The organism is Lentilactobacillus hilgardii, assembly GCF_009832765.1.
Lineage (GTDB): Bacteria > Bacillota > Bacilli > Lactobacillales > Lactobacillaceae > Lentilactobacillus > Lentilactobacillus hilgardii.
Genome location: NZ_CP047121.1, coordinates 2272266 through 2289375, shown reverse-complemented (window position 1 = coordinate 2289375; position 17110 = coordinate 2272266). Strand labels below are relative to the sequence as shown.

Below are 17110 nucleotides of genomic sequence, written 5' to 3'. Positions count from 1 at the left end.
TTATTGTACAGAACAATTGCGGTAGAGTATAATAACTAAATAGAATCTAATAATTGGTATATTAAAAATATGAGGTGAGATTTATGGCAAAAAAGCTCCTTTCAAAGGGCAAATATCAAAGAATGTTGAAATTAACCAATGATGAAGGAAAAATTGATGCATTGGCGTTAGATCAGCGTGGATCGTTAGTCAAAATGATGAAAACAGCTTCAGAAAAATACGGAAAACTTTTCAGTATGAAGATGGTTTATGATTTTAAAGAAGTCGTTTCCCGCATTTTAAGTCCGTTGAGTTCTGCCGTTTTACTGGATGAGCAAATGGGCTTTAAGGGTATTGAAGCGAAAGATCCAGACACTGGTTTGATTATGTCTTATGAAAAGACCGGCTATGATGCCAACGAGCCCGGCCGACTACCAAGCTTGATTCCTGATCAATCGGCTCAGATTATGGTTTCCAAAGGTGCGGACGCGTTAAAAGTATTACTTTATTTTAATCCGGATGATCCTGATGAAATTAACGACCAAAAGAAAGCCTTCGCAGAACGGTATGGTACTGAAGGACTGGCTGCCGAAACGCCGACATTTTTTGAGATTGTGACTTATGATGATCGATATAATAGTAAATCATTGGAATTTGCCAAAGAAAAGCCGGATTTTGTTCTTCGGGCTATGAAAGAATTTACCCAGGATAAATATCATATCGATGTTTTAAAAATGGAGGTACCATTCAACCCAACGTACATCGAGGGCTGGGAGGCGAGTGCCGGTGAGTCGGCCTATACTGAGAATCAAGCAAAAGGATATCTCAAACAATTAAGTGATGAAGCAACCCGACCGTTTATTTTCCTGAGTGCCGGTGTTCCAACAGATATCTTCCAGCGTGAACTTAAACTTGCGGGGAGTGCAGGTGCCCAATTTAATGGTGTATTGAGTGGGCGCGCAACTTGGATTGAGGGCGTCGATCTGTTTGTCCGCGATGGAGAAGATGGTTTGGTTGATTGGCTGAAACGTAAGGGAACTCGGAATGTTACCGATCTAACCAAGATTCTTTCGGAAAATGCAACGCCATGGTTTGAAGCATATGGCGGCAAAGATAACATTCAGGTAATTGATATTTCTGATTTAAAATAATTGATACTAGATGTTGCACCCATTATTCAGAACTAGTACAATATATTGTGCTGTTATAAAAACGAATAAGGGGATTTAAACATGCTTGTTTTAGCTGGAACGATCGGTGCCGGGAAAACGTCACTGACTCATATGCTGTCAAAACATCTCGGAACGCCGGCCTATTATGAATCAGTTGATCATAATCAGATTTTGCCGCTTTTTTATAAAGACCCGAAAAAATACGCGTTCCTATTGCAAATTGATTTTTTGAATCGCCGAATGGCTGATATCAAAAAGGCATGGAAAAATGAAGAAAGCGTTTTGGACCGCTCTATTTTTGAAGATTCATTGCTATTTCATTTAAATGCTGATCTTGGTCGGGCAACTGAAACAGAAGTTAATATTTACGATTCTTTGCTGCAAAATATGATGCAGGAGTTGCCACATACTTCCCATAGTAAGAATCCCGATCTGCTGATTCACATTAACATATCGTTTGAGACGATGTTGGCGCGTATTAAGAAACGTGGTCGACCGTTTGAACAAATTGATAACGATCCTAGTTTATATCAGTATTACAAGGATCTTAATCAACGCTATCAGCAATGGTATGAAAATTATGACAAATCAGCTAAAATTCAAATTAATGGTGATCGATTTGACTTTGTTGAAAAGGACACTGATAGACATGCTGTCTTTGATTTGATCGATCAGAAAATAAACCAATTAGCAATTTGACTGCTTGTGATTTGGAAAAAAATTCGTTATAATCGAGACAGATTAAAACGTTTTGTGCCTATTAAGTAGATTACAGAGAGACAATGGTTGGTGTGAATTGTTATCGAATATTCCAGCACAAGTTAATGGGCGGGTAATGCCGCACGGTTGTATGCCGTTACCATACTTTGAGAGCTTGACAAAAATGTCGAGAACTTGGGTGGTACCGCGAAAAGAATCCTTCGTCCCAGTGACGAAGGATTCTTTTTTGTCGGCATTGAAACTAATTATGTTGGCTGTTGATTTCAAAATAACTTGATGATACTGAAAACCTATGAGGAGGAACAATTTACCTATGCTTGATATTAAAAAGATTCGAAAAGATCCCGATTACACTAAGGAAAAACTTGCAACCAGAGGAGTCAAAGCTGAAACAATTGATGAACTACTGGGATTTGACGCCAAAAGACGTGATTTGATTGTAAAATCCGAATCATTGAAAGCGACTCGAAATGATGTTTCAGATAAAATTTCTCAATTAAAACGAAACAAGGAAGATGCTTCTGAAGCCATTGCCGAAATGAAAAAAACCGGTCAAACAATTAAGGATTTGGATGAGCAGCTGCACCAAATTGAGATTGATGAAAATGATTTGGCAGCCCACTTACCTAATATTCCCGCGGATGATGTGCCTGTGTCCTTAACAGAAGATGGGTCAGTGGAATTACGAAGAGTTGGTGAGACGCCTTCCTTCGGATTTAAGCCAAAACATCATTGGGATATTGGAGAGAATTTGGGGATCTTAGATTTCGAGCGGGCGGCAAAAGTTTCCGGTAGTCGGTTTGTTTATTATATGGGTGATGGTGCATTGCTTGAGCGCGCCGTTTATAACTTTTATTTGGATCAAAATACCGAAGCCGGTTACCAAGAGGTGATTCCCCCGTATATGGTAAACGGTGCCTCGATGTATGGAACCGGACAATTTCCAAAGTTCCTGGAAAGTAAAGCCGGTTACGAAATCACCGGTACTGATCTGACGATGATTCCAACTGCTGAAGTACCGCTTGTTAACTATTATAGAAATGAAATTATTCCTGAAGAAAAATTGCCGGTATCATTTACTGCCTTATCACCAGCTTTTCGTTCAGAGGCCGGTAGCGCTGGTCGGGATACAAAAGGATTGATCCGATTACATCAATTTAATAAGGTTGAAATGGTGAAATTTACTAAGTCGGAGGATTCTTGGGATGCGTTGGAGCAAATTACTCATCAGGCTGAAGATAATTTGAAGAAGCTTGGGCTTGCCTACCATGTCATCACATTGACAACCAGCGATATGAGTTTCACGGCGGCGATGACTCATGACTTAGAAGTCTGGTTCCCTGCTCAGGATAAGTATCGTGAGATTTCGAGTTGCTCCAATACAACCGATTTCCAGGCCCGCAGAGCTCATATTCAATATCGTGACGAAGATGGAAAGCTTCATTATGTTCATACGTTAAATGGTTCGGGATTGGCTGTTGGTCGGACCGTTGCAGCTATCTTGGAAAATTATCAAAATGAAGATGGATCAGTTACGATTCCAGAAGTTTTGCGACCATACATGCATGGCAAAACTAAAATTGAAAAACAACATTAAAAATGAAAAAAAGTTAAAATTAAAAAAGATAGCTGAATTTTTCTAACGTATATAACTATGTAACCCAAATTAGGAACCGACTGGTTAATGACTTGGGCTACAAATTAATTGCTTCGAGATCCCCCTCTCACTGCAGTTAGTTTAATCGTTATCCCCCTAATTCTTGAAACGCGAAAACGATTTGACCGGATTCGTCGGAGAGATAAGTTGAGATTGGAACTTTGACTTGTTCCAATCTCTTTTTTTATCCAAAGGAAAGACAGAAACGAGTCCGTACTTTAAGCAATTTGGTAATCAGTACCTATATCTTTAAGCCTATGTGATAAAAGGAATCTGGATTTGTTATTTTTAAAAAAATGCAGGATTCATAAAAAAATTCAAGAAAATTAAAAAATGTTCTGGTAAAGACGGACAGAATACGCTATAATATTTCTTGTCGGAAATTCGTTAAACGCTTTCGATACCGGCTCAGACAACTAACTAAATTAAAATTACTTCTTGACTTCGAGTGAGTAATAATGGTAAAATTTAATAGTTGTTTTGATGTTGTAACTACCAACAACATATGGATTCATGAATGTTTTCATGGAGGATTAGCTCAGCTGGGAGAGCATCTGCCTTACAAGCAGGAGGTCACAGGTTCGATCCCTGTATCCTCCATTGAGCCGTTAGCTCAGTTGGTAGAGCATCTGACTTTTAATCAGAGGGTCGGCAGTTCGAGACTGCCACGGCTCATTGCCAGTTTTTTACAATGCGGGCGTGGCGGAACTGGCAGACGCGCTAGATTTAGGTTCTAGTGTCTTATGACGTGGGGGTTCGAATCCCTTCGCCCGCATAGAACCATTATATATGCCGACTTAGCTCAGTTGGTTAGAGCGCTTCACTAGTAATGAAGAGGTCGGGCGTTCGAATCGTCTAGTCGGCATTTTGCGGAAGTAGTTCAGTGGTAGAACATCACCTTGCCATGGTGGGGGTCGCGGGTTCGAATCCCGTCTTCCGCTTCCTCGGTAGTCCTAATATCGGGAAGTATCGAGATACTTAAACTTAATAGTTATTTTGCACCCATAGCGCAACTGGATAGAGTGTCTGACTACGAATCAGAAGGTTGTAGGTTCGACTCCTACTGGGTGCATTTTTTATTGCCATGAATTTGACAACTGGCAGTCTCGGGAAGTAGCTCAGCTTGGTAGAGCACCTGGTTTGGGACCAGGGGGTCGCAGGTTCGAATCCTGTCTTCCCGATTTTTTTGTCTCATAGCAGTTATATGTGATATATTGTTATTGTTAATTAAATATACTTGATTATCGGGAAATAGCTCAGCTTGGTAGAGCACTACGTTCGGGACGTAGGGGTCGCAAGTTCAAATCTTGTTTTCCCGATTTTTTTGTCTCTATTTTGGCTCTTTGTCAACTGAGGTTGATATCAGCTTATATAGCAAATCCGAAAGGATTTGCTTTTTCTTTTGCATTAATTGAATTAAGCAAATAATTCCATTTGAATCCTAGTTCGATAATGGTCAAAATTCCGATAACCGTAAGCAGTTCTACCAATAGCTTTAATTTTGCGGTTAACTCCCTCAAGAGGTCCATTGGAGTAAGCATATTTCAAGGAATTGGTAACTGCTTTTAAGTTTTGTTTTAGGCTACGAATAGTGGTATCCATTGAACAATTGAGTTTTCGATAGTCACAGATCGTCTTGGCAAGTAAATCCTGGTCATGTCTTTGAACAGCCGTTAAAATATCCTGATAAACCAAGTAAACACTGGTAAATTTAGGGCTAAGGGCAACGGCATCTGTCACAATTCGTTGACTAGTCATCTCTCGTTTTAACGGTGTCCGATAATAGAGTCGTTTAGCTTCCAGCTTATCAAAGGGCTTGTCGAATAAACGCCAATATTTCTTAATCATCCGATATTCACGCGAGGAATGAGGTTGCTTTTTCGCGACTGACAAACGTACCTCATTTAGGGACCTTTGAGTCATTTGAATGATGTGGAAGCGGTCAATTATAATTTTGGCTTTAGGGAAAAGCTCTGGGATTAGGTGAACGTAGCCAGCGTTTAGATCGACAGAAATGGTTTTAACGCGAGCTCGTTCTTTGTGTGAGTACTGCATGAAGTAGCTCCTGAGGAACGCCTTACGGCGGCCATACAGAATAACGACTCGATTATGATGATCGGCATCTTGAAAGATAAACCGCATGCGCCGATTTTGGTGCGAAGAGGTAAACTCATCAAAACTGAGATGTTTCGGTAAGCGAACAAACCGATTACTGATCATTTGCGCTGCTTGCGGATATGCTCGATTGACGGTACTGGCAGAAACCCCGTTTTGTTTAGCAATCAGTGTCGCTGCCATATTATCATGAAAGTCCATCACCACTGATTGCCAAACGTTCTTGGAAATTTGGCAGTTAGGCTTAACAGCATCCGTTTGCGAAGTAATGATTGAACCACAGTGTTTACAAAGAAACCGTTGCTTAGCTAACCGGAGAATTAATAAGTGGAATCTCTGTGGGGATAATTTTAAATTAACGGTCTTATGACCGTCTTTTACAAGGCAATCAGCAAACCCGCAATTTGGACACTGTGAAATCTTTTTAAGCAATTTAGCATTGATAAATAATGCCGGATGACCGTGATATAGCCCGGTTTGGGTTTTAGCATCAGCCTCGAAGTGAATGTGGGGGTCTTTTAAACCAACTAAATTTAAGATAAGCTTGTCTTGGGACATCGTTTTTACTTCTTTCTATCTGAATTATTGGCTAATTCAATAGTAGGGCGATGCCCTATTTATATGCAAAAAAAGATTGATACCTTACGGTATCAACCCCAAAAATTTTAGACCCTCTATTTTTTGATATTTTGCCGTTGAGGGCTTTATGATTGATTTTTCTTCTATAATATTATATAAATGTGTTCCGAGTTTTGACGCATGCTGGAAGACTTGGAATTGAGATTCTTGCCGTTGTAGGATACAAAAGATAGCCGTTTCTTTTTCACAATGATTAATGGCCAATAATATGAATTAAGGGGTGTCGAATCCTTTTCTTTGCATTTTCTCACTTTCTTCGTATAATTAAAGTCAATATTAGTCAAAGAATTGGGTGAGAGCATGGCCGACGAAAACATTTCTGATTTAATTGAACGTTACTTGAAGGAAATACTTGCCGACAACGAACAAGTGAAAATTCGCCGATCGGAAATTGCTGGATTATTTGACGTTGTTCCGTCGCAAATTAATTATGTTATTAACACGCGTTTTACAATTCAAAATGGGTATATTGTTGAAAGTAAAAGGGGTGGTGGCGGCTACATTAGAATAGAGAAGGTTCATTTATTAGATGACATTGACGTGTTGAACTCGTTGATTGACGCAATTGGTAACAAATTGTCGAAAAGAGATAGTGAAACCATCGTCCAAACGTTATATAATAATGACTTAATTAGTCGTCGTGAAGTGAGCATTATTTTAGCGGCGATTGACAAAGATGCAATTGACCTTAACAATAGTGATTTAACTGATATCATGAGAGCAAACATTATGGTATCAATATTGAATCGTTTGCGTTACGAACGATAGAAAGCGAGGGTATCTATGAATAATTTATTCACTCCAAGCGCTAAGAACGTTTTAACCATTGCTCAGGAACAGGCAAAGAAATTTAAGCACCAAGCTATCGGTACTGAGCACCTGTTACTAGGTCTACTGATTGAAACTAATGGGATCGCATATAAGGCTCTTCAACAGTTCTCAGTGACTGCGGAAGACATTACAGAAGAAGTAGAACGCTTTGCCGGGTATGGTAATCTGAAGGATCTTAGCAGTAACGATTATTTACCATACTCTCCTAAGGCTAAGGAAGTATTGGCACAAGCCGGAGAATTTGCGAAGAAAAATGGCGTTCCAAAAGTTGGAACAGAGCACATTTTACTTTCATTATTAACAGATGAAACGATTCTTTCTTCAAGAATTTTGATTAACTTAGGCCTTGATTTATCACAAATTCGTAAAGTAACTTTAAGAAAGATGGGGATTAGTGGCGGCTCAATGGCATCTAATATGTCATCAAAGCAACGGGGCGCCCGTCCATCCAAACAAAAAGACAGTAAAACACCAACTATTGATTCACTAGCCCGTGATTTAACTGAAATGGCACGTGAGAATCGTTTGGACCCAACCATTGGCCGTGATTTGGAAGTTAAGCGGGTTGTTCAAATCCTTGCGCGACGAACTAAAAATAATCCGGTTCTAATTGGTGAGCCTGGGGTTGGTAAAACTGCAATTGCAGAAGGACTTGCAGAGCGAATTGTAAACGGTGACGTACCTGGGGACATGGTTAATAAGCGTTTAATGATGCTTGACATGGGCTCACTGGTTGCCGGGACCAAATATCGTGGTGAGTTTGAAGATCGGCTTAAGAAAGTCATCGAGGAGATTTATCAAGACGGAAATATCATTCTGTTTATTGATGAATTGCATACGTTGATTGGTGCCGGTGGTGCAGAAGGCGCTATTGACGCTTCCAATATTTTGAAACCAGCGTTAGCACGTGGCGAGCTTCAATTAATCGGTGCCACTACTCTTGATGAATATCAAAAATATATTGAATCGGATGCAGCGTTGGAACGTCGATTTGCCAAAGTTACGGTTGATGAACCAACGGCAGATGAGACCGTTCAGATTTTAAAGGGCCTGCGTCCTAAATATGAACAACATCATCATGTTGAAATTACTGACGATGCTATTGAAACAGCTGTTAACCTATCCAATCGTTATATCAGTGATCGCTTCCTTCCAGACAAAGCCATTGATTTAATGGATGAAGCTGCTGCCAAGGTACGAATTGATCATCTGCAGAATTCAGATGTTGTCGACGATCACAAGAAACTTTCAGATCTCCTTGCTCAACTGAATGAGGCACTTGTTGCCCAAGACTACGAGAAAGCTTCGAAGATTCGAAAACAGGCTAATAAATTACAAGATGAGCTAACTAAGCAAGATGAGGAGCCGGAAGAATCATCCGAGGCTCATTATCCGGTTAAAGAAACCAGTCAGGATGTGGCTCAAATTGTTGCCGAATGGACTGGCATTCCAGTTACTCGTTTGAGTAAAACCGAAGCAGATCGGTTAGTTAATTTGGAAGCTGTCCTTCATCAACGAGTTGTTGGTCAAGAAGAAGCTATTTCAGCCGTTTCACGTTCAATTCGTCGAGCACGAAGCGGACTGAAAGATCCTAATCGCCCAATTGGTTCATTTATGTTCTTGGGGCCTACAGGTGTAGGTAAAACAGAGCTTGCAAAGGCGGTTGCTGAGGCGGTCTTTGGCTCTGAGGACGATATGATTCGGGTTGACATGAGTGAGTATATGGAAAAGTACTCAACCAGTCGTTTGATTGGATCTGCACCGGGATACGTTGGCTACGATGAAGGCGGTCAATTAACTGAAAAAGTTCGACAAAAACCTTATTCAGTTGTTCTGTTTGATGAAGTTGAAAAGGCACATCCGGATGTTTTCAACTTGCTTTTGCAAGTGCTTGATGATGGCTATTTGACAGATTCCAAGGGTCGAAAGATTGATTTTAGAAATACGGTTATTATCATGACTTCCAACTTGGGTGCTACGACACTTCGCGATAAGAAGACTGTTGGTTTTGGCCAAGAAGATACCAAGGAAGATTACAGTGCAATGAAGGACACGATTAATGCTGCTCTTAAGCAACGATTCCGTCCAGAGTTTTTGAACCGAATTGATGAAGTTGTTGTCTTCCACTCATTGACCAAGGCAGAACTTGACCAGATCGTTAAGTTAATGACTAAACCGGTTATTAAACGAATCCATGATCAAGGAATTGATATTAAAGTTACCAAAACGGCGATTGGGATTATTTCAAAAGTTGGGTTTGATCCTCAATATGGTGCACGTCCAATTCGTCGAGCTATTCAAACTGAGCTTGAAGATAATTTAAGTGCAAAATTATTGTCGAAAGAAATTGTTCCAGGTGATTCGGTTACTGTTGGTGGTCGAAACAATCAGATTACAATTTCTGTTAAAAAGCCCGATCGACAGGCGTTAGTTAACAATAAAAAATAGCATATGATTCTCGAGACTTTTATTTGACAATTATCAATTTAGTTGGTATAGTCTTAATTGTATTTGTTGTGAATCGAAATGGTCGATGCGATCTATTGTCCGGATTGGCCTGCATAAAAAACCAAAAGCAAGTCGAGCTTGTTTTTGGATTTTTTTTGCCAAAAATCAGCTAAAAAGGGCAATTGTAATCAAAATGTAACATTTCGGTTCCGGAATTTTTGGAGAGGTGAAAAACTTGGCAGGACACTTAGTTAAATATGGAAAACACCGTACCCGACGAAGTTACGCACGGATTAAAGAAGTGCTTGATCTCCCAAACCTTATTGAAATCCAGACTAATTCTTACAACTGGTTTTTAAAAGACGGCCTTCGTGAGACCTTCGACGGTATTATGCCAATCGATGATTTTCAAGGAAAGCTTTCATTAGAGTTTGTGGATTATCAGCTATTAGAACCAAAGTACACTGTTGACGAAGCACGTGAACATGAAGCAAATTATTCAGCACCGCTTCATATCACATTGAAATTAACCAATCACGAGACTGATGAAATCAAGACACAAGATGTATTCTTTGGCGATTTCCCATTAATGACTGATCAAGGTACTTTTATCATTAACGGCGCTGAACGAGTTATTGTTTCACAATTGGTTCGTTCACCCGGTGTTTATTATCATGAAGACACTGATAAAAATGGTCGTATTTCATATGGAACCACGGTTATCCCTAATAGAGGTGCCTGGCTTGAATTTGAAACTGACTCAAAGAACATTTCATATGTTCGAATTGACCGAACTAGAAAGATTCCGCTTACTGAATTGATAAGAGCTCTCGGATTTGGTAGTGATGGTGAAATCACTGACATTTTGGGGGACAACGATAGTCTTGAATTAACGCTTGAAAAAGATGTTCATAAGGATACTGACGATTCACGTGTTGAAGAGTCGCTGAAAGATATTTACGAACGTTTGCGGCCAGGTGAGCCTAAAACTGCTGAATCATCAAGAAGTTTACTGACAGCACGCTTCTTTGATCCAAAGCGTTATGATATGGCGCCTGTTGGTCGTTATAAAACCAACAAGAAACTTAGTTTGAAGAATCGTCTTTTGGGATTGACATTGGCTGAAACACTTGCTGATCCGGAAACTGGTGAAGTTATTGTCCAAAAGGACACTGTTGTTACCAAAGACGTTATGAAAAAATTGTCACCATATTTGGATCAAAAAGAATTTAAAGCCTATACCTTTAATCCTTCTGACGAAGCTGTTGTGACTGAACCAATGACAGTTCAAATCATTAAGGTGTACTCAGCAAACGATCCCGAAAAGGTTGTGCCGTTAATTGGCAATGACAATATTCCACTGGCATTCAAGCACATTACACCAGCCGACATTATCGCTTCGATGAACTACTTCTTTAATCTTCAAGAAGGCATTGGTTCAATTGATGATATTGATCACTTGGGTAATCGACGAATTCGTTCAGTTGGTGAGTTGCTGCAAAACCAATTCCGAATTGGCTTGTCACGAATGGAACGTGTTGTTCGTGAAAGAATGTCGATTCAGGATACGTCAACTGTGACACCACAACAATTGATTAATATTCGTCCAGTAGTTGCTTCAATCAAAGAATTCTTTGGATCATCACAATTGTCGCAATTCATGGACCAAACTAACCCGCTTGGTGAGTTAACTCATAAGCGTCGTTTATCTGCCCTTGGACCTGGTGGCTTGACTCGGGACCGTGCCGGATATGAAGTTCGAGATGTTCACTATACCCACTATGGCCGTATGTGTCCGATTGAAACACCTGAAGGCCCTAACATTGGATTGATCAACAGTTTATCAAGTTATGCCCGGGTTAATAAATATGGCTTTATTGAAACACCATATCGTCGTGTAGATTGGACAAGCCATAAAGTTACTGATCGAATTGATTATTTGACGGCTGACGAAGAGGATAACTTTGTTATTGCACAGGCCAACTCACCACTGAATGATGACGGATCATTTGTCAATAATGTGGTTATGGCTCGTCATAAGTCAAATAACATCGAAATCAGCATCGACAAAGTTGATTACATGGACGTTTCACCTAAACAAGTTGTTGCCGTTGCAACTGCATGTATTCCTTTCTTGGAAAACGATGATTCTAACCGTGCATTGATGGGCGCCAACATGCAGCGTCAGGCTGTTCCTTTAGTTGATCCACATGCACCACTTGTTGGTACTGGTATCGAATATAAGGCTGCCCATGACTCTGGTGTTGCACTTATCTGCAAGTTTGCCGGAACAGTTGAGTATGTTGATGCGCGTGAAGTTCGTATTCGTCGCGATGACGGCACACTTGATAAATATAAATTAATGAAATTCCGTCGTTCAAATGGCGGTAAAAACTATAACCAACGACCAATTGTCAGAGTTGGCGACCATGTAGACCCTGATGAGGTATTAGCTGATGGACCATCAATGGAAGGTGGAGAATTAGCACTTGGTCAAAACCCAATTGTTGCCTTTATGACTTGGCAAGGCTATAACTTTGAAGATGCCATCGCGATTAGTGAACGCTTGGTTAAAGACGATGTCTATACGTCTATTCATATTGAAGAGTATGAATCAGAAACCCGTGACACTAAATTAGGACCCGAGGAAATGACTCGTGAAATTCCTAATGTTGGTGAAGACGCTTTGAAGAACCTCGATGAGGGTGGTACGATCCGTATCGGTGCCGAAGTTCACGATGGCGATATCTTAGTTGGTAAAGTAACACCTAAGGGAGTTACCGAGCTATCTGCTGAGGAACGCTTGCTTCATGCCATTTTTGGCGAAAAATCACGTGAAGTTCGTGATACTTCATTGAGAGTACCTCATGGTGGCGGCGGTATTATCCAAGACGTTAAAGTCTTTACTCGTGAAAACGGGGATGAATTGTCACCAGGTGTCAATCGAATGGTTCGTGTCTATATTGCCCAAAAACGTAAAATTCAAGTTGGTGATAAGATGTCCGGCCGTCATGGTAACAAAGGTACCGTTTCTGTTGTTATCCCTGAAGAAGATATGCCATTTCTACCAGATGGAACCCCAGTTGATATTATGCTGAGTCCAATGGGTGTGCCATCACGTATGAACATTGGTCAGGTTTTGGAACTTCATTTGGGCATGGCGGCTCGAAAGCTTGGTATTCACGTTGCAACTCCTGTTTTTGATGGTGCTTCTGATAAAGATATCTGGAATGCTGTTAAAGAAGCCGGTATGCCTAAGGATGGAAAATACATTCTTTATGATGGCCGTACAGGTGAACCGTTTGATAAGCCAATTGCGGTTGGTGTCATGCACTACCTGAAGCTTGCCCACATGGTTGATGATAAGATCCATGCACGTTCAATTGGACCTTACTCACTTGTAACGCAACAACCACTTGGTGGTAAAGCACAATTTGGTGGTCAGCGTTTTGGTGAAATGGAAGTTTGGGCACTTGAAGCCTATGGTGCCGCATATACCTTGCAAGAAATTTTGACTTACAAGTCTGATGATGTTGTTGGTCGTGTTAAAACTTATGAAGCAATTGTCAAAGGTGAACCAATTCCAAAGCCGGGTGTTCCTGAGTCATTCCGAGTTCTTGTTAAGGAATTACAATCACTTGGCCTTGATATGAAGGTTCTTGACAGTAGCCATAAGGAAATTGAACTTCGAGACCTTGATGATGACGATGATGTTGTCAATGTTGATGCCTTGAGTAAGATGTCCGATAAAAAAGATCAACAAAAAGCTGAATCCGCTTCTGAAAAAAAGGAAGTTACTGATCAGACAACCAAACCAACCAATGTAAATAATAGCAATGACTAATCATGGGAGGTCAAACTAGTGGTCGATGTTAATAAATTCGAAAGTATGCAAATTGGGCTAGCCTCTCCCGATAAAATTCGTAGTTGGTCATATGGTGAAGTAAAAAAGCCTGAAACCATCAACTACCGAACGTTAAAACCGGAAAAAGACGGTTTGTTCGATGAACGAATTTTCGGTCCAACAAAAGACTGGGAATGTGCTTGCGGTAAGTACAAACGAATTCGCTATAAGGGAATTGTTTGTGATCGATGTGGCGTTGAAGTTACTCGTTCCAAAGTTCGTCGTGAGCGAATGGGGCACATCGAACTGGCAGCTCCGGTTACCCATATTTGGTATTTTAAAGGAATCCCAAGTCGTATGGGCCTTGTTCTTGATATGAGTCCCCGTGCGCTGGAAGAAATTATTTACTTCGCTTCATACGTTGTTACCGATTCCGGCAACACACCGTTGGAGAAGAAACAATTACTTTCAGAACGTGAGTACCGCGATAAGAAGACTGAATACGGTCCTCGGTTCGAGGCTCAAATTGGTGCCGAAGCAATTAAAACATTGTTAAATGATGTTGATGTTGCAAAGGAAGTTACAGAATTAAAAGATGAATTGAAGAATGCTACCGGTCAAAAGCGGACACGAGCCGTTCGCCGTTTGGATATTTTGGAAGCATTTGTTCAATCTGGTAATAAGTTATCATGGATGGTACTTGATACTATTCCGGTCATTCCACCTGATTTACGACCGATGGTTCAACTTGAAGGTGGCCGATTTGCAACTTCCGATTTGAATGATTTATATCGTCGTGTTATTAATCGTAACAATCGTTTAAAGAGATTGCTTGACTTGAATGCACCTGGCATCATTGTTCAAAATGAAAAGCGGATGCTTCAAGAAGCTGTTGATGCGTTGATTGATAATGGTCGTCGTGGTCGTCCGGTTGCCGGTCCTGGTAACCGTCCACTTAAGTCATTGTCACATATGCTTAAAGGTAAGCAAGGTCGTTTCCGTCAAAACTTACTTGGCAAACGTGTTGATTATTCTGGCCGTTCAGTTATTGATGTTGGTCCAAGTTTAAAAATGAACCAAATGGGTCTTCCAGTTCCAATGGCTATGGAATTATTCAAGCCATTTATCATGAAAGAATTGGTTGGTCGAAAGTTGGCGTCCAACATTAAGAATGCCAAACGTAAAATCGAACGACAAGACGACGATGTTTTCAGTGTTCTTGAAGATGTTATTAAGGAACATCCGGTTCTGTTGAACCGTGCCCCTACACTTCACCGTTTGGGAATTCAAGCTTTCGAGCCGGTTTTGGTTAGTGGTAAGTCAATGCGACTTCATCCATTGGTATGTGAAGCATACAACGCCGATTTTGACGGTGACCAAATGGCTATTCACGTTCCTTTATCAGACGAGGCTCAGGCTGAATCGCGTCTGTTAATGCTTGCTGCTGGTCATATCCTTGCACCTAAGGATGGAAAACCAGTTGTAACGCCATCACAGGATATGGTTATTGGAAACTATTATTTGACGATGGAAGAGCAGGGTCGTGAAGGCGAAGGAATGATTTTTAATTCACCTGACGAAGTCGGCTTGGCTTTCCGAAATGGGATTGTTCATTGGCATACACGAATCGGGATCAAGGCTTCTGCATATCCTGAAAAGTCATTCACCAAAGAACAATTAGGCAAGATCCTTGTCACATCTGTTGGAAAAGTTATTTTTAATCGAATTCTACCAAAGGATTTCCCTTATATTAACGAACCTACAGACACAAACATTAATGGATTTGTTGATGATAAGTACTTCCTTGAACCGGGTGAAGACATTCATGAACATCTTCAAAACGCAGAACTTGTTCCACCATTTAAAAAAGGCTTCTTGAGTGATATTATTGCCCAAGTCTATAAAATTTATAAGGTAACCGAGACATCTTTCTTCTTGGATCGGATGAAGGACCTTGGTTATGATGAATCAACTAAATCAGGATTGACAGTTGGTATTTCTGATATTACCGAACTTCCTGATAAGCAAGAAATCATCGATGAAGCTCATAAAAAAGTGGAGATGGTTACTAAGCAATTCCGTCGTGGTTTAATTACCGACCATGAGCGTTATGAACGAGTAATTGGCATTTGGAACGATGCTAAAGACGACATTCAAAAACGTTTGATGGAAGCTCAGGATCCTCAAAACCCTATTTATATGATGAGTGATTCCGGTGCTCGTGGTAACATTTCAAACTTTACCCAGCTTGCCGGAATGCGTGGCCTGATGGCCGCTCCTAACGGTGAAATCATGGAATTACCAATTACCTCAAACTTCCGTGAGGGACTTTCCGTTTTGGAAATGTTCATTTCTACCCATGGTGCTCGTAAAGGTATGACTGATACTGCTCTTAAGACTGCCAACTCAGGTTATTTAACCCGTCGACTTGTTGATGTTGCCCAAGATGTTATTGTTCGTGAAAAAGACTGTGGGACTGACCGTGGCCTAACTATCAGTGCAATTACTGAAGGTAACGAAATGATCGAACCACTTTATGATCGAATTGTTGGTCGTTATGCATTAAAGACAGTTAAGAATCCTAAAACCGGTGACGTTATTGTTCCAGCTGAAACAATGATTACTGAAGATCAAGCTCAAAAGATTGATCAATTAGGAATTAAAGAAATTACGATCCGTTCCGCATTTACTTGTAATACCGTTCATGGTGTTTGTGAGAAGTGCTATGGTCGTAACATGGCCACTGGTGATGAAGTTGAAGTTGGTGAAGCTGTTGGTACTGTTGCCGCTCAGTCAATTGGTGAACCAGGTACCCAGTTAACAATGCGGAACTTCCATACTGGTGGTGTTGCTGGTAACGCCGATATTACCCAAGGACTTCCCCGAGTTCAAGAAATTTTTGAAGCCCGGAATCCAAAAGGTAAAGCTGAGATTAGTGAAGTTACTGGTACGATTGAATCTATTGAAGAAAATCCTGCTGAAAGAACTAAGGAAGTTACTGTTAAAGGTGAAGCCGATACCAGAACTTACACGGTTCCAATTACAGCTAGGATGAGAGTTGCTGAAGGTGACTTTATCCACCGTGGATCTGCATTGAACGAAGGTTCTGTTGATCCTAAGGAACTTTTAAAGGTTCGGGATGTTCTTTCAACAGAAAACTACCTCTTGCATGAAGTACAAAAAGTTTACCGTATGCAGGGTGTGGAAGTTGCTGATAAGCACGTGGAGATTATGATTCGTCAAATGCTTCGTAAAGTTCGAATCATGGATCCAGGTGATACAGACGTTCTTCCAGGTACTCTAATGGATATTAACGACTTTGGAAGTAGTAATGCGGGTACTGTTATTTCAGGCGGTATTCCAGCGACTGCTCGTCCTGTTCTCCTTGGAATTACTAAGGCTGCTCTTGAAACAAACAGTTTCTTGTCAGCTGCTTCATTCCAGGAAACAACTCGTGTTCTAACGGATGCAGCTATTCGTGGTAAGAACGATCCATTAGTTGGTTTGAAAGAGAACGTTATTATTGGTAAGTTGATTCCAGCCGGTACTGGTATGCCAGACTACCGTGGAATTAAGCCGGAAGAAATTGGCGGTTCTTCAACTGATGGGGTTTACTCGATCAGTGAGCTTGAAGAAAAAATGAAAGCTGAAGATGCTAAGAAAAGTAATCCGACAAAAACATCTAAATAAGTTTCGGTAAGTTAA

At 40.6% G+C, this 17110-nt stretch carries 8 protein-coding genes and 8 tRNA genes; 15 read left to right on the top strand and 1 reads right to left on the bottom strand.

The annotated features are described in order from the left end of the window. Positions 1-83: 83 nt before the first annotated feature. The 11 genes from GQR93_RS10950 to GQR93_RS10900 all read left to right on the top strand — a co-directional run bounded on the left by GQR93_RS10950 (position 84) and on the right by GQR93_RS10900 (position 4847). A complete protein-coding gene (locus GQR93_RS10950; RefSeq protein ID WP_004466845.1) occupies positions 84-1130 on the top strand; it encodes a tagatose 1,6-diphosphate aldolase in 1047 nt (348 codons plus the stop codon). An 81-nt stretch (positions 1131-1211) separates the two neighbouring features. Further along, a complete protein-coding gene (locus tag GQR93_RS10945) occupies positions 1212-1850 on the top strand; it encodes a deoxynucleoside kinase (RefSeq protein ID WP_003559474.1) in 639 nt (212 codons plus the stop codon). Between the two features lie 334 nt (positions 1851-2184). Then, positions 2185-3468 (top strand): serine--tRNA ligase, encoded by a 1284-nt coding sequence (gene serS, locus GQR93_RS10940; protein WP_004466849.1) that lies wholly within the window; start codon positions 2185-2187, stop codon positions 3466-3468. A 587-nt stretch (positions 3469-4055) separates the two neighbouring features. Then, positions 4056-4128, top strand: a tRNA-Val gene (locus tag GQR93_RS10935). 2 nt (positions 4129-4130) lie between these two features. After that, positions 4131-4203: transfer RNA gene (locus tag GQR93_RS10930), tRNA-Lys, on the top strand. Between the two features lie 18 nt (positions 4204-4221). Further along, a tRNA-Leu gene (locus GQR93_RS10925) sits at positions 4222-4303 on the top strand. Positions 4304-4319: 16 nt separating this feature from the next. Next, positions 4320-4393, top strand: a tRNA-Thr gene (locus GQR93_RS10920). A gap of 4 nt (positions 4394-4397) precedes the next feature. Further along, positions 4398-4469, top strand: a tRNA-Gly gene (locus tag GQR93_RS10915). A 57-nt stretch (positions 4470-4526) separates the two neighbouring features. Further along, a tRNA-Arg gene (locus GQR93_RS10910) sits at positions 4527-4600 on the top strand. Between the two features lie 35 nt (positions 4601-4635). After that, a tRNA-Pro gene (locus GQR93_RS10905) sits at positions 4636-4709 on the top strand. A gap of 64 nt (positions 4710-4773) precedes the next feature. Beyond that, positions 4774-4847 (top strand) — tRNA-Pro (locus tag GQR93_RS10900). Positions 4848-4944: 97 nt separating this feature from the next. Here the strand turns inward: GQR93_RS10900 and GQR93_RS10895 are convergent. Continuing rightward, positions 4945-6201 (bottom strand): ISL3 family transposase, encoded by a 1257-nt coding sequence (locus GQR93_RS10895; protein WP_003555416.1) that lies wholly within the window; start codon positions 6199-6201, stop codon positions 4945-4947. Positions 6202-6582: 381 nt separating this feature from the next. Between GQR93_RS10895 and GQR93_RS10890 the strand changes: the two genes are divergently transcribed. From GQR93_RS10890 to rpoC, 4 genes are all read left to right on the top strand, one after another. Next, the gene (locus GQR93_RS10890; RefSeq protein WP_003559478.1) at positions 6583-7050 is read left to right on the top strand and encodes a CtsR family transcriptional regulator; all 468 of its coding nucleotides are present in this window, start codon (positions 6583-6585) and stop codon (positions 7048-7050) included. Between the two features lie 15 nt (positions 7051-7065). After that, on the top strand, positions 7066-9561 hold the full coding sequence (locus GQR93_RS10885) for an ATP-dependent Clp protease ATP-binding subunit (protein WP_004466852.1): 2496 nt from the start codon (positions 7066-7068) through the stop codon (positions 9559-9561). 226 nt (positions 9562-9787) lie between these two features. Next, a complete protein-coding gene (gene rpoB / locus GQR93_RS10880; RefSeq protein ID WP_004466854.1) occupies positions 9788-13405 on the top strand; it encodes a DNA-directed RNA polymerase subunit beta in 3618 nt (1205 codons plus the stop codon). 18 nt (positions 13406-13423) lie between these two features. Next, positions 13424-17095: a DNA-directed RNA polymerase subunit beta' gene (gene rpoC, locus GQR93_RS10875; RefSeq protein WP_004466857.1), complete on the top strand. Its 3672-nt coding sequence runs from the start codon at positions 13424-13426 to the stop codon at positions 17093-17095. Positions 17096-17110: the final 15 nt, after the last annotated feature.